Source organism: Prevotella sp. Rep29, assembly GCF_019551475.1.
Lineage (GTDB): Bacteria > Bacteroidota > Bacteroidia > Bacteroidales > Bacteroidaceae > Prevotella.
This window is the reverse complement of record NZ_CP047159.1, coordinates 360,253-380,082: the sequence shown is the minus strand read 5'-3', so window position 1 is coordinate 380,082 and position 19,830 is coordinate 360,253. Positions and strand designations below refer to the sequence as shown.

16 protein-coding genes and 1 pseudogene are annotated in these 19,830 nt (G+C 44.3%); 7 read left to right on the top strand and 10 right to left on the bottom strand.

The genetic code is table 11. The features are described 5' to 3' along the window. Both GRF55_RS01610 and GRF55_RS01605 read right to left on the bottom strand, forming a co-directional pair. Positions 1–1,548: a helix-turn-helix domain-containing protein gene (locus GRF55_RS01610; RefSeq protein ID WP_220368824.1), complete on the bottom strand. Its 1,548-nt coding sequence runs from the start codon at positions 1,546–1,548 to the stop codon at positions 1–3. 16 nt (positions 1,549–1,564) lie between these two features. Next, the gene (locus GRF55_RS01605; protein ID WP_091824851.1) at positions 1,565–1,774 is read right to left on the bottom strand and encodes a helix-turn-helix transcriptional regulator; all 210 of its coding nucleotides are present in this window, start codon (positions 1,772–1,774) and stop codon (positions 1,565–1,567) included. 633 nt (positions 1,775–2,407) lie between these two features. Between GRF55_RS01605 and GRF55_RS01600 the strand changes: the two genes are divergently transcribed. From GRF55_RS01600 to GRF55_RS01580, 5 genes are all read left to right on the top strand, one after another. Further along, on the top strand, positions 2,408–2,611 hold the full coding sequence (locus GRF55_RS01600) for a helix-turn-helix transcriptional regulator (RefSeq protein WP_220369583.1): 204 nt from the start codon (positions 2,408–2,410) through the stop codon (positions 2,609–2,611). An 80-nt stretch (positions 2,612–2,691) separates the two neighbouring features. Continuing rightward, positions 2,692–5,397: a DEAD/DEAH box helicase family protein gene (locus GRF55_RS01595; protein ID WP_220368823.1), complete on the top strand. Its 2,706-nt coding sequence runs from the start codon at positions 2,692–2,694 to the stop codon at positions 5,395–5,397. 5 nt (positions 5,398–5,402) lie between these two features. Continuing rightward, a complete protein-coding gene (locus tag GRF55_RS01590) occupies positions 5,403–6,065 on the top strand; it encodes a hypothetical protein (RefSeq protein ID WP_220368822.1) in 663 nt (220 codons plus the stop codon). Between the two features lie 29 nt (positions 6,066–6,094). Next, a complete protein-coding gene (locus GRF55_RS01585; RefSeq protein ID WP_220368821.1) occupies positions 6,095–7,516 on the top strand; it encodes a class I SAM-dependent DNA methyltransferase in 1,422 nt (473 codons plus the stop codon). Next, positions 7,516–8,898: a restriction endonuclease subunit S gene (locus tag GRF55_RS01580; protein WP_220368820.1), complete on the top strand. Its 1,383-nt coding sequence runs from the start codon at positions 7,516–7,518 to the stop codon at positions 8,896–8,898. Before GRF55_RS01585 ends, GRF55_RS01580 begins: the two co-directional genes overlap by 1 nt. Here the strand turns inward: GRF55_RS01580 and GRF55_RS01575 are convergent. Further along, positions 8,893–9,420: a restriction endonuclease subunit S gene (locus GRF55_RS01575; RefSeq protein ID WP_255563813.1), complete on the bottom strand. Its 528-nt coding sequence runs from the start codon at positions 9,418–9,420 to the stop codon at positions 8,893–8,895. The genes GRF55_RS01580 and GRF55_RS01575 overlap by 6 nt on opposite strands. A 65-nt stretch (positions 9,421–9,485) precedes the next feature. Here GRF55_RS01575 and GRF55_RS01570 point away from each other — a divergent pair, with 65 nt between their 5' ends. Next, a complete protein-coding gene (locus GRF55_RS01570) occupies positions 9,486–10,289 on the top strand; it encodes a tyrosine-type recombinase/integrase (RefSeq protein WP_220368818.1) in 804 nt (267 codons plus the stop codon). 18 nt (positions 10,290–10,307) lie between these two features. Here the strand turns inward: GRF55_RS01570 and GRF55_RS01565 are convergent, their stop codons facing one another. Then, the gene (locus GRF55_RS01565; protein WP_220368817.1) at positions 10,308–11,564 is read right to left on the bottom strand and encodes a restriction endonuclease subunit S; all 1,257 of its coding nucleotides are present in this window, start codon (positions 11,562–11,564) and stop codon (positions 10,308–10,310) included. Here GRF55_RS01565 and GRF55_RS01560 point away from each other — a divergent pair. Next, positions 11,544–11,840 carry a hypothetical protein gene (locus GRF55_RS01560; RefSeq protein ID WP_220368816.1) on the top strand — a complete coding sequence of 99 codons (297 nt, stop codon included), beginning with the start codon at positions 11,544–11,546 and terminating at the stop codon, positions 11,838–11,840. The genes GRF55_RS01565 and GRF55_RS01560 overlap by 21 nt on opposite strands. A gap of 149 nt (positions 11,841–11,989) precedes the next feature. On the opposite strand, the gene mobV is transcribed toward GRF55_RS01560, so the two are convergent. From mobV to GRF55_RS01530, 6 genes and pseudogenes are all read right to left on the bottom strand, one after another. Continuing rightward, positions 11,990–14,107 (bottom strand): MobV family relaxase, encoded by a 2,118-nt coding sequence (gene mobV / locus GRF55_RS01555; protein WP_220368815.1) that lies wholly within the window; start codon positions 14,105–14,107, stop codon positions 11,990–11,992. Between the two features lie 531 nt (positions 14,108–14,638). Then, positions 14,639–15,670 (bottom strand): annotated as a pseudogene (locus GRF55_RS01550) (DUF6371 domain-containing protein); the annotation flags it as partial. 100 nt (positions 15,671–15,770) lie between these two features. Next, the gene (locus GRF55_RS01545) at positions 15,771–17,141 is read right to left on the bottom strand and encodes a DUF3987 domain-containing protein (protein WP_220368813.1); all 1,371 of its coding nucleotides are present in this window, start codon (positions 17,139–17,141) and stop codon (positions 15,771–15,773) included. After that, on the bottom strand, positions 17,138–17,497 hold the full coding sequence (locus tag GRF55_RS01540; RefSeq protein ID WP_091823871.1) for a helix-turn-helix domain-containing protein: 360 nt from the start codon (positions 17,495–17,497) through the stop codon (positions 17,138–17,140). The genes GRF55_RS01545 and GRF55_RS01540 overlap by 4 nt, the downstream gene beginning before the upstream one ends. Before the next feature lie 345 nt (positions 17,498–17,842). Further along, the gene (locus tag GRF55_RS01535; protein WP_220368812.1) at positions 17,843–19,102 is read right to left on the bottom strand and encodes a site-specific integrase; all 1,260 of its coding nucleotides are present in this window, start codon (positions 19,100–19,102) and stop codon (positions 17,843–17,845) included. Then, the gene (locus GRF55_RS01530; protein WP_220368811.1) at positions 19,099–19,662 is read right to left on the bottom strand and encodes a helix-turn-helix domain-containing protein; all 564 of its coding nucleotides are present in this window, start codon (positions 19,660–19,662) and stop codon (positions 19,099–19,101) included. Before GRF55_RS01530 ends, GRF55_RS01535 begins: the two co-directional genes overlap by 4 nt. Between the last annotated feature and the right edge of the window lie 168 nt (positions 19,663–19,830).

Here is a 19,830-nt window from a genome sequence, read left to right as displayed (position 1 = left end):
TTATTCTTTCTTGTTAATAATTACCCATTTGCCCTCCTTACGACCACCTTCACGAGCAAGGATGCCCTTCTTTTTAAGTTGTGCCAAGTCGTTTTCAATGGTCCTGTCTGAAACAGTAAACTTTTCCGAAGTCTTTTCCGAAATCTTTTCCGAAATCTTTTCCGAAATAGTCTTTGCGGATAAGAATGGGTCGGCAGAAATCATTTCAATAATAACTTTCTGACGTTCAGACAATTCTTTTGCGCCATCTTTTACGACAGCCTTGTTCAGGACGAACTGTTCTTTTATGAAATCCGGGTGGCACGGAATGTCAATCAGAAAGTAAGTACGTTCTTCATCCGTCTCAATGGTTGCCTGTGGAGATCCATTGTCTTTTAGTTCATCCTGAATAGTAGGAATGCCCGTAGCTCGGCCTTCTGTTAGATCTAATTCTTTCAGGAATTCTCCCAACCTGCGGTTTCGATAGCGACGTGAACGTAACGATATACCTTTTTGGACAGCCTCCATAGGAATGGTGTGGTTAGGGCCAGAGAAACTGAGAATCGAAATACGCTCCGGCTCAACGGTGATTTCAACAGGCTCCCGAATCGTCCAATCTCTATGATACAGGCTATTGACAACAGCTTCTTCCAGAGCCTGATAGGGGTAGTTGTAGAATGATATGGATTGCGCCCTGTCCTTGGGCTTTATAATCTGTTTCTTGATGATGTTGGTGTTCAGATAGCTTAACGTCTTCTCTATCATCTGCGGCACACTGCCCCTGATGGGTTCCACCTCTATCAGGTTATTGGGATTCTTTTCTCTACCTTCAGGGAAAAGAACTATTTCTATCTGCGCTTGACGGAAAAAGCGGTCTGGGCGTTCCGAGAACATCATCGCTGCTACATTCTTAATGCGCCATCCTTCCGGCACAGCCTCCAATAGATCCATCTGCTCCAGCACATCCTCCATGTGGTCGGTCAGTGAGATGTCAGCCAAAGTGCTCTTTACCTTAACAAGATAGTCATGTAGGAGTAATGGCGATATATCCGTCAGTTTGATGTCGTCGTTTCCACGGTCATCAAAGGGCATACGATTTGCAAGGCTTATCAATTCACGCTCGTATTCGTCTTTCGGAACGATACTGCTACTATTGTAGCGGATGTAGTAGTTGTATGTCTTCTGTTTCGCCGTTATTTGGTCAGGCACCTTGTATGGTCTGCGTTCACCAGGAGAAACCTTGATGACAAGAATCGTCTTTCCGTCTGCTTCCTCAATATACAATCTCGGCTGATAGTACGGGCGCATCAGGTTGTTATAACCCACCATATCTTTCTCGATTGGCTCGATTTGGTTAGGGTCAATTCCTATAACGGGCCGTAACGGTCGCCCGTTCTCCTCTTTGACCCCAATGACTATATAGCCACCACCAGTTTCGTCAAAGTCATTGGCAAATGCGCAGATGGTGCGGTATATAGCATCAGGGTTCCAGCCTGTCTTGTATTCTATACGGTCACCTTCTACTGCTCGTCCGCTCAGAAGCTCTTCTATGTTGATGGGTAGTCTCATATTTCCAGTTGTTTATTTATCGTTCTTTAGTTGACCAAAGCAAATCTTTCACATCCACATTGAGACTTCTGGCTATTTCCACCAGAGTCTCCAAACTGGGCTGTGATGCATTGGTGCACCACTTGCTCACCGATGCAGGGTCCTTTCCCAACTGTTCAGCCAGCCACTTATTCGTTCTCTTTTGTTCGGCTAAAACCACCTTCAGCCGATTGATGTCCTGTGCCATTTATTTCTTTCTATCGTTGTTTATGATGCAAAGGTACAGCTTTTCTCTGAAACAATCACATATTTTTATGGTTTTCTATTTCTTTATTTGCGTTTTAAGCAAATTTAAGAGCGTATTACTCATATTACTTGTATTGACGAGTAATATCACTCTACATTAAATTTCTGCCAATGTTGACACTTTTATAATCCATGCTTTTTTTCTATTGTTGACCGAGGTGAAAATGTTCAAAACGAGTTCTAACCATGTTTTAAGTTCGATTTTTGCTACCTTTTCGCAAAATTCGCACTTAAATCGATGTTTTTATGCTTTTTGTCTATTCCCGTTTTATTGATGTGCCCGAACTTTTACTGTTGTTTCCGACACCTTTTGGGTTATTTACCTTTTTAAGAACGTATTCCTCAGATTGATAAAATCTGAGTTGTAAATCTAAAAAAGTAGTGATGGATCCAAATAGTCCCTTATACATATTTATATATGTAGTATCAACTGCATGTCAATAAAGAACCATATATGATGATTGTTTTTGATAAAAACATCTATTTTTAGTCAATAAACACCAATTTTCTACAGGAGAACGAATAAATCTCGAAGAAAAAGCCTATCTTTGTGGCTGAAATCAATATCGACCAGATGGAGCGTAAACTTTTGAATCGAATAAGAGTAGTTCTTGCTGAGAAGGACATGAACAACAAGCAACTTGCCGAATTGCTTGGCAAGGATCCAGCTGTAGTATCTAAGTGGGTGACGAACACCAATCAACCAAATGTAGAAACCCTCATCCAGATTGCCAAAGTTTTAGAGGTGAGCGTTGATGAATTGTTGAGAACAGAATGATTCATGTCATCTCAGACAAAAAGAAAAGCGTAGATTATAATTTCCGATAATGTGTGTTATCAAGAACAAACATTAAACGTATGAAGCCAGAAGAAAAAGCAAGAGTCAAGATAGACCAGATGTTTGAAGATGCTGGTTGGAAAGTGGTAGATAGAGATTTCTATACTCCCACTCTTACAGCTGCTGCTATTCGGGAAGGTCTGCTTGAAGGAAACCGAGAAGCCGACTACTTCTTATTCATTAACGGCATGGCAGTTGGGGTACTTGAAGCGAAACGCAAGGAAGTGGATGTCACTTCTGATAAAGTTTGCGAACAAGCAGACCTCTACGCTCGTGGAGTACCCGAATGTTATAAAGCCTATTCTCGTCCATTGCCCATCATCTACCAGTCCAACGGAGAAGAGACCTTCTTCCGAGACTTTCGTGATGAAAATGGTGAACTCATTGAGTTGAACCGCATCCATACACCAAAGGAGATTGTAAAGATGCTGGGAATAGAGGATCCATACGCAGGTTTGCCAACGTTGAAAAAGAAAGGTTTGCGTGATTGCCAGTATGAAGCCATTACGGAGTTGGAGAACAGTTTCCGCACCGGACAGAAAAAAGCATTGATTATATTGGCAACAGGAGCAGGTAAGACCTACACGGCTTGTCTGGCAGCTTATCGCCTCTTGGCATTCACCCCCATGAAGCGCATCCTCTTCCTGGTTGACCGTAACAATCTTGGCAAACAGGCAGAAGGTGAGTTCGGAATGTTCCGCCTAACGGAAAATGGTGACCCGTTCAACACCATCTATACAGTTAACCGACTGAAATCAGCAAAAGTCCCCTCCGACAGCAATGTGGTTATCTCTACCATACAACGCCTGTTCTCTCTCCTTACTGGGCAGGAAATCGTGGATAACGACGACGATGATGAAGATACCGCCACGAGCGAGGTGCAGTTGACAGGTAATATGACGCTTCCGCCAGATTTCTTCGACCTGATTATCATTGACGAATGCCACCGTTCCATCTATGGCAATTGGAAGAAAGTCTTGGAATACTTCAATACCGCCAACCTCATAGGCTTAACGGCAACACCAGTACCCGAGACGAAAGCATTCTTCAATAACAATATCGTCGTTAATTATACACTTGAAAAGTCCATTCTGGATGGTGTGAATGTAGATGCGCGTATCTATCGCATCAAAACCGAAGCAACAGAAAACGGCGGTGCCATCCTCAAGGGTGACAAACTCAGACGCGAAACACGCTATACGGGCAAGGTTGAGACGGTACGCAATGAGGAAACCAAGAACTACACCAAGGAGGAACTGAACCGCAGCGTCATCAATCCGGCTCAAATCAAATTGGTGCTGGAGACATACCGCGATGCCGTTTATACGGAGATGTTCACCGACCCACAGCGTGAGCCCATCATGGACTATCTGCCTAAGACCCTTATCTTTGCCTTGAATGAGATTCATGCCAACAATATCGTGCGCATCGCCAAAGAGGTGTTTGGCAGGACAGATGATAAGTTCGTACAGAAAATAACCTATTCCGCAGGTGACAGCAACGAGCTGATTCGCCAGTTCCGCAACGACAAGGAGTTCCGTATTGCAGTCACTTGTACGCTGGTGGCTACGGGAACAGACGTAAAGCCGCTTGAAGTGCTGATATTCATGCGCGACGTGGCTTCCGAGCCTCTGTATATTCAGATGAAGGGTCGTGGTGTTCGCACCATCGGCGACGACCAGTTGCGCAACGTCACGCCTAATGCTTTTAGTAAGGATTGCTTCTTCCTTGTGGATGCTGTAGGAGTTACCGAAAGTCAGAAGATAACAACGAGTCCTGGCGATGGTGAACCTGTGCATACCATCACACTCAAACGATTGCTGGAACTGCTGACGCATGGCAACGTCAACGATGATTATCTGCGACTGATTGCAGCCAAACTCGCACGTATCTACAACAAGTGTACGGACAAGCAACGGGAAGAGTTCCAGAGACTGGCCTATAGTGGGATGCAGGAAATCTCTGCGGCCATCTTTGATGCTTTTGAGAAAAACTCCCTACCTCCATACGAAAGTATCGACGAACCGAATCTTGAACGCAAAGGGCTGGTGGCTCCGCTGACCCATCATCCCGAGGCACGCCAATATCTGCTTATCCTTGCAGCTGGCTTCATTGAAACATTGATGCCGGGAGAAGACCAACTCATCTCCAAGGGATTCTCTGAGGAAGAAGCCAAGGAAGTGACATCGGCTTTTGAGCAATACTGCGATGAGCATCAGGACGAGATTGAAGCGCTGCGAATGATTTACAACAACGACGGAGAGCCACTGACCTACGCAACGCTGAAGGATTTGGAGAACAAACTGAAACTGGCGAACAACAAGTTCCAGACTTCTCGTCTATGGAACTGCTACACGATTGTCAATCCGCAATCTGTTAAGAAGCATAGCACCAAGGAAGAGAAGGAAGCGCTGACGAATATCATTCAGTTGGTCCGTTTCGCCAACCATCAGATTGAGACACTGGAAAGCCTCTATCCCTCGGCACAGCAGCGTTTCAATCTTTGGTATGGACAGGTGCAGCGCACAGTGACGGAATCGCAAATCACCATTATCCGTCAGATTGTTGACTACATCGCTTCAAACGGTGCTTGCACCATTAAGGATATTATTGACGATGACAAGACACGGGCTGCACAACTCATCAAAGCCTTTGGCGGTAAGTCACAGGCTGATGAAGCGCTTGCCTCATTATCGAAATTCTTATTATATCGTAAAACAGCATAACATTTATGTCAGACATACATATCATAGATTCAATTAGGCTTAACCATAAAGGGTTATGTATCCTTGATGAAAACAGGAAATGGGTAAAATTGCACAAACAACAGGGAGACCTAGATGGTGCTTGCGCTATCTATTCTCTTGTAATGGCAATGTTATGTAAGGGGCTATTGACAGATGATGACACTAAAGTATACAATCGGCCTGATCGAAGAACAGACAAGGGAAAGTTCCTATACCAATTTTTTAATGAAAGAGGTATGATTAGAAACGGCTATTCTTATGTCACGTTAGCTAAAGAAATTAACGAGTCTCATTTCGGCATAAAAGCTATCAGAAAAGATCCTAGAACGAACGATGATAGAATAGGATTAATTTCTGATTATATCTATGACAATACACCCGTTATAATATCTGTAGTTTTCCTTGATGGAGACAAAAAAGAAGGTGCACATGCACTTCTTGCTATTGGCATAGAAGTTGACTCAGATGAAAATATTGCAAAAATACTATGTTTGGATCCAGGTAACCCATCACCAAAATATTCATCATGGAATTGTTTTATTGACGTATCCAAAGAAACAAAAACTGATTATCCATTCTACTGCGTAAGCGAATATTCACATTATAAAGTTCGTTTAGACGATATGCTGATAATAGATATAGAATAATTCAAGAAATAAATAATAACCATATAAATATGGCAACAAATAAAGAGACATCACTTACAAAGAAAGTGTGGACACTGGCCACAACCCTTTCAGGACAGGGCATCGGCTTTACTGATTACATCACCCAACTTACTTATCTCCTCTTCCTGAAGATGGACGATGAGAACGTAGAGACCTTTGGCGAAGACTCAGCTATCCCAGAAGGCTATCGGTGGAAAGACCTTATTGAACTGGATGGCCTTGACCTTATCAATCAGTATGAGGAAACACTAAAGAAACTGTCAGAAGAGGAAAACCTCATCGGCACCATCTTTGTGAAAGCCCAGAACAAGATTGACAAGCCAGTCTATCTTCGCAAGGTTATTACGCTGATTGATGAAGAGCAGTGGTTGGTAATGGATGGTGATGTCAAAGGTGCCATCTATGAAAGCATCCTTGAGAAGAACGGCCAGGACAAGAAGAGCGGAGCGGGACAGTACTTTACACCTCGTTCCCTGATTTCTGCAATGGTGGATGTCACCCGCCCTCAAATCGGCGAAACAGTTTGCGACCCCGCCTGTGGTACTGGTGGATTCCTTCTGGCCGCTTACGACTACATGAAGAACCAGTCGCAGGACAAAGCCAAACGTGACTTCCTCCGTGAGAAAGCACTTACGGGTTATGACAATACAGCTCTTGTGGTGACTTTGGCATCTATGAACCTCTACCTTCATGGCATTGGCACCGACCGTAGTCCTATTCTCTGTGAAGACTCCTTGGAGAAGCAGCCGCAGAAGCTCGTTGATGTCATCCTTGCCAATCCACCTTTCGGCACCCGTCCGGCAGGTAGTGTGGATATTGACCGCCCTGACTTCTATGTGGAAACAAAGAACAACCAGCTCAATTTCCTCCAACACATCATGGTCATGCTGAAGAACACCGGACGTGCCGCTGTTGTCCTTCCCGACAATGTGCTCTTCGAGGGCGGTGCCGGTGAGACCATCCGCAAGGAAATGTTGAAGAACTTCAATCTGCACACCATCCTTCGCCTCCCTACAGGTATATTCTATGCCCAAGGCGTGAAAGCCAATGTGCTCTTCTTCAAGAAGGGTGAACAGACAAGGGATGTCTGGTTCTACGACTACCGCACTGGTATCAAGCACACATTGGCAACCAAGCCGATGATGCGCCACCACCTTGACGACTTCGTGGCTTGCTATCATGCCGAGGACATCAGCCAGCGAAAGGAAACCTACTGTGAAGAGAACCCCAATGGCCGTTGGCGCAAGTACCCTGTCTCGGAACTTCTGAAGCGCGACAAGACCAGCCTTGATATTTCCTGGATCAAGCAGACCAATGGCGATGATGATATGACATTGGCAGAGCTGATGCAGACCATTCAGCAGAAAAGTGAAAATATCAGCAAGGCAGTGGCTCAATTACAGGAACTCTTAAAAGGCATCGAGGAATAATGGACACAAAGAAATTACGTCAAAAGATACTCGACCTTGCCATTCGTGGTAAGCTCGTGCCACAAGACCCGAATGATGAGCCTGCATCCGTATTGCTGGAGCGCATTCGTGCCGAGAAAGAACGCTTAATCAAGGAAGGTAAGATTAAGCGAAGCAAGAAGACTACTTCCGATACGCCCCATTATGAGAACCGACAGGTCGGCGAAGCCAATGAGGTACCGTTTGAGGTGCCAGAAAGTTGGGAGTGGACAACGATAGGAGAAATAGCTTCCTCTATATTATACGGAGTTAGCGAATCTGCAAAAGAGACTGGCCAATACAAGTTATTACGCATAACAGACATTCAGAATAATAAGGTCAACTGGGAAACTGTACCATTTACCGATTACGATAATAATAAGGCACAAGCGTATTTGTTGAACGATGGCGATATTTTGTTTGCTAGGACAGGTGCTACAGTTGGGAAGTCGTACTTGGTTGAGGGATTGAAGGATTCTGCTATTTATGCCTCATACCTTATTAGGGTTCAAACTTCAAGTGTAATTCTTCCAGCATACATTAAATTCTTCTTTGAGTCAGGCTTCTATTGGGAGCAAATTTCTCTCAATTCTGTAGGAATAGGCCAACCGAACGTGAATGGAACAACTTTAGCGGCATTGACTATTCCAATCCCACCATATCGTGAACAAATGCGTATAGTGGAAGAAGCCAAGAAATGGTTGTCGGTAATTGATGGACTCGATATTGAAATTGATGATTTACTAACTTTCATAACACAAGCCAAGTCCAAGATTCTTGATCTTGCTATTCATGGAAAGCTTGTTCCACAAGACCCGAATGACGAGCCAGCCATTGAGCTTTTAAAACGTATCAATCCCCAATTTACTCCTTGTGATAACGCGCATTATGAGAATGTACCCGATTCTTGGTGCATCGTTCCGCTTGGCAATATCTGCGGTTTGAATGAAGGTAAACCTATATCAGATAAGGAATATCCTTACATAGACGTCAAGGGTCTAAGGACTGGTAACTATGTTTCTAAACAGTCGGGAAAGTACGTACCAGCAGGTACTACATTAATCCTCGTAGATGGTGAAAACTCGGGAGAAGTTTTCCACACACCAGTGGAAGGCTATCAAGGGAGTACAATGAAAGTGCTTGACATTGATAACAATATGAATGTTCAGTATGTTCTCTTTTTTGTAAAGCTTTATCAAAAGGCATTAAGAGAAAATAAGGTTGGCTCTGCTATCCCACATTTGAACAAGAAAATGTTCCGTGAATTGGTTATTCCAGTTCCCCCAATAGAAGAACAAGAAAGAATTGTTGAAGCAATTGAGCAAAACTATCGTATATTGGATGACATCAGTGCCAATCTATAATTCGGCACTGATGTCATCAAGGATTTTGAAAAGTTCGTTTACCTTATTTATTATACGTTCTTGTTCTAGGCGAGGGGGTACGGGGAATGTCACATCCTCAATTATCTTCGTTGAAACACGTTGTTGTCCAACTACACCATTGAAAGTCCCAACACATTGAGATATGAAATAGTCTGATTTGAAAAAGAATAGCCCGTAGAGGGGATGGACATAATCAGAGCGAAAGACATTGAGTTCTGTTGTTCCTGCTCCAATTCCATTTGGTAGTCCAATCATGACGGCTGATTTCCGATTCTCAAGGCAAGGTGATATTTTGGCAACTACAATATCACCATTTTCAAAATGTGTGTATCCTTTCTTGATATTGCCCCAAGTTCTTGGCTCAAAACTAAATCTATTTTTGTATGAATCTTGAATATTCGACATTGGGACAAACCCTGCTTCCATGTCATCATCAGCCTTTGTTTTTGGGTTAATCATAAATGCGTCCTTAACCATACAAACGGCCCAATTGGAAGGCACATTCTCATAATGCGCGTTAAGTTGCTCTTATATTGTTACTGTTTCATTTCTTAAATAGAAATAATATGGTAACAAAATTTGAGAAGCATCTTAGCAAGTCAGACTTGGCTAAGAACACCGTCACTTCGTATGTTTGGACGGTGAAGTACTTCTATGCGAAGTACAAAGAGATTAACAGGAAGAACCTTTTGGCTTACAAAGGGTATCTGATGGAGAACTTCAAGCCGCAGACAGTCAATCTGCGGTTGCAGGGCATCAACAAGTATCTGGAGTTCATCAAGAAGGATAAACTGAAGATGAAGTTTGTCAAGGTGCAGCAGAAGAACTTTCTGGAGAATGTCATCAGCAACGAGGACTACAAGTTCCTGAAGAAACGCCTAAAGGCTGACGGCTACGACGAATGGTATTTCGTGGTGTGGTTTATGGCGGCCACGGGTGCCCGTGTGAGTGAGTTGCTGCAGATTAAGGCTGAACATGTGGCCGTAGGACACCTTGACATCTATAGCAAAGGAGGCAAACTTCGTCGGCTCTATATTCCCAAGAACCTTCAGAAGGAGGCAAAGCAATGGTTGGCAAACAAAGGCGTTTCGAGTGGTTACATCTTCCTCAATCGCTATGGGGAGCGTATCACCACACGAGGCATCGCTATTCAACTGAAGCATTTTGCAGACAAGTATGGGCTGAATCGCGAAGTGGTCTATCCACACTCTTTCCGTCATCGCTTTGCCAAGAATTTCCTCGATAAGTTCAATGACATAGCCTTGCTTGCTGACCTTATGGGGCATGAGAGCATCGAGACGACGCGAATCTATCTACGACGCACAGCCACCGAGCAACGGCAGATAGTTGATAAAGTGGTAACGTGGTAAAAGGGAAATCCATAGGGGTCACGCCTCTATGGATTTCTGTATTTCATCAAGAACGGCAAAAAGTTCTTGAATCTTAGCTACGATGCGTTTCTGCTCGTTGAGAGGAGGAAGAGGAAATATGTACTCTTCGATTTGGGCCTTTGTTATAGAAGGCGAATTGTCACCTTTCATAAAGTCATTTAGTCCATCTACAACATAATTTGAAAGCATTTGGTAATAACAGAATTTAGGCGATAGGCAACCTTTCCCCTGACAGACGAAGAATCCTGTTGAAGCTATACAATCATCCTCTGTGACCATGGCAATGTTGCGTAAATATGGACGAACCATTGAAAACAACACGCATCCCTTTTCTGTATATCTGCTTGCACGACTTGGTGCCTGCTTTGTATTGAGAACCTTTACTGATGTTACCACATTTCTTTTGTTGTCAATAGCATCTATATCAATGTACTTGAATGTGTCTCCTGAAGGAAATGTTGTTTTCATTGGCTTGAATATGTCCAATCCCTTAGCCCAAATCCAGTTGTTTGGTACATCAAACGGGTAATGCGCGTTATCACAAGGAGTAAACTTGGGATTGATGCGCTTCAGCAACTCAATAGCCGGCTCATCATTAGGATCCTGTGGAACGAGCTTGCCATGCATGGCAAGCTCAAGAATTTTTGTCTTTGTCTGTTGGATAGATGTTTCCAAATCATTTGCATCTTGTTCCAACTGGTCGATAAACGATAGCCACTGTTTTATTGCAACTACAATTCGCTTTTGTTCATCGTATGGAGGTATTGGCAATAGAATCTCGGCAAATTTTTCAAAATTGATGCTGTCAACGGTAGTACCATCTTTATGATATTCTTTTAAGATGTAGCGTTCTCTTGCCTTTATTGCATAATAAACATATTCGTGTGTCTCTTTAAAATGTAGCGAAATTGTCTTCAAATCCTGATTTACTGTAGCCTTTTCTTCTAAAATGGCGATAGGAAGTGAATGCCGTAAAATGCCACTTCTTGTTACCATCAAAAGAGTTCCAGGCTCATATTGTGTCATAATATCCAACGCGTCATTAGATATTTTCATCATTGAGTCAGTTATTCGCTCACATTTCATGTCTTTTGAGGTAATCCAAAGGTTAGTCCCATTTGACCAGTATTGTTTGTTGTCCATAGATGGCGTTTTCCCGCCACCATAGTTAGCTATTTCTGAAAGTCTGCACCACACCCAGCCCTCCGGTACCTCAAACGGCACGTTCTCATAATGGGGCGTATCGGAAACCATGATACTCAAGATGATACTCAAGGTGATACTCAAGGTGTTACTCAAGATGTTACTCAAGGTGTCCCTCAAGATGTCCCTCAAGATGTCCCTCAAGATAAGGAACTTGATGATTTGTTAAATGAACAAATCCTAAGCAATCCCCAAATATCAACAGGAGATATGGCAGAATTGAGTAATCGAAATTCAAAAAACATAAAATGCCAGCTTGCAAAATGCTACATGCTCGTTATGTCGGTAGTGATAAGAGGTCATTGGGAGGTACTTGGCAAAGAATAAAACCACCGTCGCGATTTGCGACAGTGGTTCCAACGGTTTGCGACAACCGAAAAGCACGTTTTGTAAATATGTGGGACATGTCTCACATATTTGTTTTTTCCTGTTTCAGACACACCCGCCTTGATGTTATATATAAACAAGGTATCATTCTACATGCCCCATCCGGTCTTCTTCTTGGTACCGTCCCAGTTGGTAAGCTCGCTGGTGGAACCGCCACCACCTGTACTGATACCGCCTCTGCCGCCAGCGGCGAGGGTTAGGGCTTCCAACATAGTTTGTGAGATGGGCATATCCTGACTGAACATCTCTGTCCAATGGCGAGTGAGGTCCTGCTTATAGCTGGAAGTCTCCGACCAATCCACTTCGTCCAACAAACTTTGTGTTGCTTGCAGTCGAGCTGCGTTATCAGTGACATCAAGGCCGCTCTTGAAAGCTTTGGCAACAATACCCATGAAAATGGCACTGCTCTGCTGCTCTGAGAAATGGACGTTCTTCTCATAGGCGGCGAAGTGGGCTATCGCTTTGAGTGCATCGTCAATCCACAGGTTGAGTTGACGGTTGAAGTTACACTTGTTTTGTTGAATGGTCTCCCAGATTTTCTTGATTTCCGGGATGCCCAGCATTTCTTTGATTTGACCTTCTGCCTTGCCTGCCCTTTGTCGTTCTCTTGAAACGACATTATCTGAACGGACAGCCTCGGACTCGGCTTTGCCAAGTCGCTCCTGTAATTCCTTGATTTCTGCATCCTTCTTGTCCCGAAGCCGGGTGATGGCATTCTCGTCCATCGAAGCAATCCGCTTCCTGAGGACATCGTTCTCTTCGGTCAATCGACCATTCTCCTTTTGCAGCTGCTTGTTCTGCTCTATGATGGCTCTCACATTTTGCATAGCTTTGTTATAGAGTGCCTTCCCCAGTTTCAGTATATCCTGCTTCTGGAGTTCCTTGGCTTGCATGAGTGCAGTCTGCATTTCTGTAAGGATAACCTTTATCGCTTTCCGCCGTTCCTCTCTCCATTCCTTCTGCCCGAAAGCAGGGATTGGCTTTTCAAGTTCGGTTTTTATGGCATCCCAAGCATCCTTTACAAGTGGGTCTGTCTTTAAGGTCGGCACAATCAGGTCTTCCTCCTTGATGTCCAATGCCGCAGCATAATCTTCCAGCTGAGAGATGTTGCCTTCCAATCTTTCCTTATGCTGCTCCTTGTCTTGTATCTCACCCTCTAACTTGTCATTCTGTTCTTCCAGGTGTTCCTTTTGCTTCTTCATATCCTGTACCTCACCCGCCATCTTCTCCTTCTGACCTTCCAGACGTTCATTCTCTATCAGGTTTCTGGCGATAGCATCCATGGCCTGACGTTCTGCCTCCAGTACGGCCTTGCTCTTGTGGACACGCTCACGTCGTTCCTCACCTGGCAGCATGGCGATATCGTCACCACGCTCCAGACCATATTTGTGTCCCACCTTGTTGTAGTAGTCGGTGTGCATCTGGTAGTAAGTTTTGCCTACGGCATATTTGTCCTCGCCCCAAACACGGGCATACGATACACATTCCTTTTCCCTACGTTCGTCTTCAGTTCTAATGAAGTTCGAGCGGATTTCTTCAGGCAGTTTCTTCCATTCCTTATGAGATAGCACCTTCGATTTGTCATCCTTATGAACATACTTGGCAGATGCACGTCCTCTGGCTTTTGTCTTGGCAACAGGGATGGTCTGAATCTGGATGTGTGGTGTGGTCTCGTCAAGATGTACGTCGAAGCCGATGATGTTCTCTGCTCCCCAACGGTCACATGCCCAACGGTAGGTGTCCATTGCCCAGTCTTTGATGCCTTGTTTCAGCACGACATGGGCGTTGCTCTTTTGAAGGGTGAAGTCCACATCTTGATCACCAAAGGCGAGACGGGTCAGCACATCATGGTCACCGCTGACAATGATGCCGACGGTGCAGTTCGGGCTGTTGTCGGAGATGCCCAGGGGATTGTTCTTGTCCATATAGGGTTTGAATTCAAGTTCATCTAAGCGTTTCTGCAAACGCTCATGAAGTGGCACGGGATTGGAACCAAGGGGAACGATTTCGCCTTTGCCGTTAATCTCAAAGTTAAGATGCTTGCGTGAGAAATCGTAATGGTTGTTTGTGTCCTGGTTCTTCAGACGATAGGTGTTCTCGTCCCATCCGCGACGCTCAGGCTCGTAGCCTTCCGCAGCTGAAAAGGATTTTGCCGGTGCGCCAACATGGATGGCAGCACGGGGAATGTTGTTTCTTGATTTACTCATTTTGTTCTATTGTTTTGAAGTTAATGTATAAATGTTATTCGGGTCTCGGGTGGAATCTGAGTGGAGGGTTGAGGGAGAGAGTCACTCCCTCATAGAGGCCCTTAGCTTCTGGCTTGTGCCATGTGCGGCAACACTGATGAATAGCGGCGGTCTAACCCTCGGAGAGCATAATGGGACTTTTTAAGGGAGTACACCTTGGGGTGGCGAATCTAAAAGTCCATATTATGTTATGGGATTATTCGGTAATCCCTCTCTGCGTAGCATTTACTCAGGAACAGGAGGAACCTCGGCTTCTATGCCGAAGTCACCTTTTCCGTGCTCGACATAACGATGAAGCTTGCCACAATAGGTGCCGTTGATACCCTCGTGAGAGAGAGAACAATTGTGGCATTCTGGGTTTCTGCCGTGCCAGCGTTGCTCCTGTGTCGAGCTTAAGTCCTCCGCACTCCTTTCCTCTGGCTGGCTTTTTGTCAGCCTGTTGAATTGTGGTTCCGATTCAACTTTTGTTGTTGTCTTATCATATGGAGATGAGTCCATCACTTCCAGGCCAAGTGCATCAATGAGTTTTTGAAGCGCAGGATTGCGTTCAATCATCCGCTGGAGAATCATCTGCTTAGTTTCCTGCATCAGGAGGAAGTCGGAAATGTCAAGTCCCGCTTCACGCTGTTCATCAGTCGCCATCTGTTCCAAGACAGTTGAAATGGTCACACTCTTGCAGATGGGGGTGAGGATGGAAGACTTCTTAGTCCATTTCTCCGTCGCCCCTAGATCTGGCATTAGGATCACATCCCTGCCATGGAGCACCTGCATAGTTTCCTCATTGAAACATCCATCTTTGCCACCTGTAGCGAGCCATAAGAAATCCGGCATGAAGTGGGATGCTATCAGACATGTTTTCTCACTTTCCACCAACATGACAGTGGAAGAAGATGTGGCAAGCAGATGTTCTCCGAATAGGCATTGCTTCAGATGGAAGTCTGACAGCTTCAATTCCGAGTGTACCCAGCAGACTCGTGGTATTGGTTCTTTGATACGGTGTCCGTCCAAAGGGTTATAGCCCATCAGCTTTCCTGCCCTGGCATTGCCATCCTTGTCTATCTGCCAAAAGACTGTAGCACCTCCCCATTTCTTGGAAGTTCCCACCTTGTAGAGTCCAAACTGTCTGTTGGCTGCATTCTTTCCAATAGTCTTGCATAGGAACTGGTATAAGGGATTGATGTCATAATGCGAGAGTGTCTTTCGCATCATGTCAGTTGACATGAAAGACGGGACCTCTGGTTCTGGCTTAACCATGACGGGCTTATTCGTCTTATCATATCTCCATGTATCATTCTCAAAGTCGTTAGGTTTCAAGTCTGGGTTGTCCCTGAAGAAGTCTTTGGGCGTATAATGGTAACCACACGAATCCTCATGGTCGCATCTTCCCACATAGTAGGGGAACTCAATCTTACCTTCTTCGTCAACATACCTGACAAAGCATTTCCTTCTGCCGCATTGGGGACACGTTTGTTTTGTGTTCCTTCCTGCCTTGTATTTCTGTAAATGGAATCTATACTCGTTCATTGTTTTGTTTCTTTAGGTTATTGAACAATGGTCCTTACACGATGGAACTTTACACTTTTACACTTTGGGAAAATGTAAAGTGTAAAATGTATCGAGTGTATCAGAGTAGTTTTTTGTAAACGCCATGTGCCGTTTTCTGAAGAATCTGTTCTTCGCACATCTTTGCAAGATCCTTTTTGACAGTACTCTCACAGATGCCTATTTCTGCTCCTGCTTTGATAGCATCAGCTGTCGTGAAATCTGGGTGTACTAAATCAAGAAAGGCTTTCTTCAAAGGAGGCATGGAATCGGTTTGGATGTGCGACTTGATGCTCTGATACGACAGTTCCAGATAATCATACATGCGGATGGCTGCCTGGACAGAGCGGACATCTATATGCTGCATATGGATTTCGTCGCAAGCCCAGCCCAAGAGCTGAAAGACAAGAGCAAGTCGGGCCACATTGGAATCGGCTTTCATCATACGACAGTCAATGAGTCTTTCATCCTCAACGCTGTTGGCTTTCTCAACAAGAGTGTTTTTCCATTTGGCAAAGCACCTGTAGGCATCCTCGTTCATGTCTAATATCTTAGGCATGATAACGCCTTTCTCATCGTGGTCGGGTTCCAATGCCAGCAGCTTATCAATAATCGCTTTCCACTTCCGATAGACACTCTCAGCCCTGTCGTTCCCTTGCATACCTGCATCAGGGTTCTCCTCCATCTTAGGAATGTCACGATTCTTGGGATGAAGGAACAGAATTCGGTCTATCAATCCACTTGATACATTCTCTTTCGTGAAGAGTTCACCAATGCGCTGCGTCTGGGTAGTACCGATAATGTTGATACAGGGATGCGGAATGATGATTGGAATAGGATTGTTGCAACGGGACACCTTCAAGGGCTTACCACTATAGGCTGTCAACAGCTGGGTTAGTAAGGGACTGTCATTGTATCGATAGATACTGTTGAAGAACCCCATGATTTCATCCACAAGAATTACGATACCACGCTGATTATCATTATGGATTCGCATCATGGCCTCCTGTGTGAGGTCGGAGAGGATGATCTGCACGAGAACTGGTTTGTCGGTATCAGTGGCATTGCCTTTGTTCCCGGCATTCAGCTCTGCATAGCGTTTGTTCTCTTCAATGAACTTGCTGACCTGAAGGAAGTCATGTTCTTGAAGTGGACGGAACGCGTAGTCAAGTGGTGGAGTCTTACCCTGCCCAGGTCTTCCTATCAGGATGACATACAGGGCTGGGCAACTCTTCCACGAACCACGGATGCGGATGTGACAACTGTTGCCGATGGCGGTAGCTGCAGCCGATAGCATACTCATGGTTAGATACTCCAAATCGAACTGCTCTATGCGGGCCACCTCAAAGATGATGTCCTGCAGCTTCTGCGGGAAGGCATCGAGGGGAAGGCCGATGCGTTTAACGTCTTCGGCTTCCATTCGCACTTTGTTAGTGAGTTCTAGTACATTCATACACACCTCGCTTTCCGTTTAGAATTGACAAACGCTTGTGCCTCCTTCTCCAAATCCCCCATAGACTTCCGCTTGCCATTGCGAAGCCATTCGTCTATTTCCGATTTGCGGAATACAATGCTTTTCCCTTTCTTATGATAAGGGATAAAGTGAGTGCTTGTCCAGCCATATACCGTTTGTTCGGCTGGATGATTGGGAAGATAATTACAAAGGTCTTTCAGATTCAGCCATGCGTCGGCATCCTCTCTCGGAACTGATTGCAGAGCATCAATCTTGCGTTCCATGACCTCCAATCTTTGGGCGATGTCTGCCAAAATCTTTGGCATAGCATCAAATGAATAAGTTATTTCAGCCATATCAATATGGTTTTTAAGATTGGCTGCCGTCAATATGAAAACAGCCACTTTCGAGTGAAAGCGACTGCAAAAGTATCGGTGCTCTGAATGGTGGATTTGTGGTGGAATGATTCACCATCCTATCACCACGAGAGTTCTGTCAAATTCATCCTAACAGACTGAAAATCAAACGTGTTAAATAACTTTAAAGGGATAATATTTTTGAATGGTGAAAGCATGGTGGGACGATGGTGGGGCATTTCCACCATCGTTTCACCATCAAAATAGGGTGTTGGACACAAAAAAGGGACAAGATTCTTGAGATGTCAAGAGTCTTGTCCCTAATATGAAGGAGGCAGATTTACCTCAATTATTGAAATCTACATTCAGTTTTATGGTGTCAGCGGCCTGTTCTTTCTTCTCGTCAACCACCTTTGCATAAACTTGTGTTGTGCGAACATTGGTATGACCTAACATTTTGCTGACGGTATAGAGGTCTGTGCCACTGGTCAACTGGAGCGTAGCGTATGTATGGCGGAAGCAGTGGAAGGTGATATGCTTCTTGATGCCAGCAGCTTTTATCCAACGTTCAACTGGTTTTGAAATCCATGAGGGCTGTGGAAGTCCACCGAAAACGAGTTCATCAGGATGCCCAGGCTCTCCACAAAGTTGATATGCCTGGTCGGATATTGGCATGTATTCCACACCTTTCGTCTTGCGTTGAGTGAAATTGATGCGATAGTGTTCACCTTCTTTAGTAATCTCTTGCCAGGTCATCTTCATGATGTCACTATGCCTAAGACCTGTAAGTGCAGAGAACAAGGCAGCTTTCTTGATAACTGGATTACTACATGGCGTTGCAGCCAGTTGGTTAAGTTCTTCCATTGTCAGATGCTCGCGTCTGCTTTCCCGTCCCTGAATGCCTTTGACCTTGGCAGCAATGTCAACCGTAAAGTAACCATCGATAAAAGCCTGCTTCAAGGCAGTCTTAAAGATGCCGAAATACGATGAAGCCGTGTTTTGGGAAATTGTTCCTTTCTTTCCTGCTCCCTTGGGAGCCACCAAAAGGAATTGCCTAACTTTCTCTATCATTTGGAGATTGATAGAGCCGAACAGTAACGGCTGGTTATCGGCAAATAGCTTCAATAATTCATATACACGGAACCAAGTATTATAAACACTATCTGCATTATTAGTATTACGGGTGTTCGCCAACTTTTTGAAGTAAGCGATGAAATCACATCTTGATTTCTCCACCTGTTCTGCCATTGCTGCATCGGCATCGGAATAGAGGTCTTTTGTATCGTATTCCTTTTGACGAATGGCTCTGATGCGGTCTGCATAGAGACAATTCTCCTGGTCTAGCTCTGACTTGCAGAGAATAATACCATTCAAATCACGCTTAGGCTTATAGGTTACTTTCCCATCTGAGCCAGTCCGAGCTGTTCGCGACTTGTCCCAGATAGGCGTTTTAATAGAACGGTTGATGTACTCTCTCACTCGCTGTGGCTTATCCTTTCCCTCCACTTGAACAGGATAAGCTTCCAGATAGAGGTACCATTCATCATAATAATCTGACTTACGCAACCTGACCGTTACACGGGTATTAGTAAATGATTTCTTCATGGCTTGCCTGATTTGTAAAGGTTATCAATATCTTCTTTTGGTGCATACACATAGTTCCCAATCTGACGGATTGGAATGGAGTACTTGCGAATATGAAGATAAACAGTACTGTCGTTCACATGGTATTTCTCTGAGATTTCACCAATAGTATAACAATTCTCTGGCTCCATGTTGTAAAGCTTTGGCAAGGGTTTGAAGGTGTTGTCAAGTACATACTCTCTACCGCCAAACATATTTTCCAAGTCAGACTTTTTTATCCGGATAAGGCGTTTCCCCAAATTCACACATGGAATTGTCCCTTTGCGGATGAGACGATAAATAGTGTCCTTGCTAACAGAAAACATGGCAACAGCTTCTTGGACGCTGATGTAATCTCTGGAATCTGGGATATTGGCAACCAGCTCTTCAAGTTTCGCCAACTTATCAATCTCCGCTTTTTTCTTCTTGCTTGCAATCTCACTACACTTCTTTGAGCAAAACCTTGACTCAACGGTTTTGGCATAAAACCATGCGCCACAGATTTCGCATTTTCTCTTGATTTCAAACTTTGCTCTTGCCATACTCAAAATTAGATTAAAACAAGCAAAATTTTGCTCGTAGATTTTACATGTATATTTTTGTTGTGTGTCATTGCAAAATAAGTTTTGGTACAAATCCGTTGCAAATTTACGCCAAAAAACGCTATAAAACAAGAGAAATATCAGAATTAACAAAAATTAAAAATCCGT

Coding starts and splice junctions, on each gene's coding strand:
- GRF55_RS01610 (WP_220368824.1), bottom strand. CDS start 1,548: ATGAGACTACCCATCAACATAGAAGAGCTTCTGAGCGGACGAGCAGTA.
- GRF55_RS01605 (WP_091824851.1), bottom strand. CDS start 1,774: ATGGCACAGGACATCAATCGGCTGAAGGTGGTTTTAGCCGAACAAAAG.
- GRF55_RS01600 (WP_220369583.1), top strand. CDS start 2,408: ATGGAGCGTAAACTTTTGAATCGAATAAGAGTAGTTCTTGCTGAGAAG.
- GRF55_RS01595 (WP_220368823.1), top strand. CDS start 2,692: ATGAAGCCAGAAGAAAAAGCAAGAGTCAAGATAGACCAGATGTTTGAA.
- GRF55_RS01590 (WP_220368822.1), top strand. CDS start 5,403: ATGTCAGACATACATATCATAGATTCAATTAGGCTTAACCATAAAGGG.
- GRF55_RS01585 (WP_220368821.1), top strand. CDS start 6,095: ATGGCAACAAATAAAGAGACATCACTTACAAAGAAAGTGTGGACACTG.
- GRF55_RS01580 (WP_220368820.1), top strand. CDS start 7,516: ATGGACACAAAGAAATTACGTCAAAAGATACTCGACCTTGCCATTCGT.
- GRF55_RS01570 (WP_220368818.1), top strand. CDS start 9,486: ATGGTAACAAAATTTGAGAAGCATCTTAGCAAGTCAGACTTGGCTAAG.
- GRF55_RS01560 (WP_220368816.1), top strand. CDS start 11,544: ATGGGGCGTATCGGAAACCATGATACTCAAGATGATACTCAAGGTGAT.
- GRF55_RS01565 (WP_220368817.1), bottom strand. CDS start 11,564: ATGGTTTCCGATACGCCCCATTATGAGAACGTGCCGTTTGAGGTACCG.
- mobV (WP_220368815.1), bottom strand. CDS start 14,107: ATGAGTAAATCAAGAAACAACATTCCCCGTGCTGCCATCCATGTTGGC.
- GRF55_RS01545 (WP_220368813.1), bottom strand. CDS start 17,141: ATGAATGTACTAGAACTCACTAACAAAGTGCGAATGGAAGCCGAAGAC.
- GRF55_RS01540 (WP_091823871.1), bottom strand. CDS start 17,497: ATGGCTGAAATAACTTATTCATTTGATGCTATGCCAAAGATTTTGGCA.
- GRF55_RS01535 (WP_220368812.1), bottom strand. CDS start 19,102: ATGAAGAAATCATTTACTAATACCCGTGTAACGGTCAGGTTGCGTAAG.
- GRF55_RS01530 (WP_220368811.1), bottom strand. CDS start 19,662: ATGGCAAGAGCAAAGTTTGAAATCAAGAGAAAATGCGAAATCTGTGGC.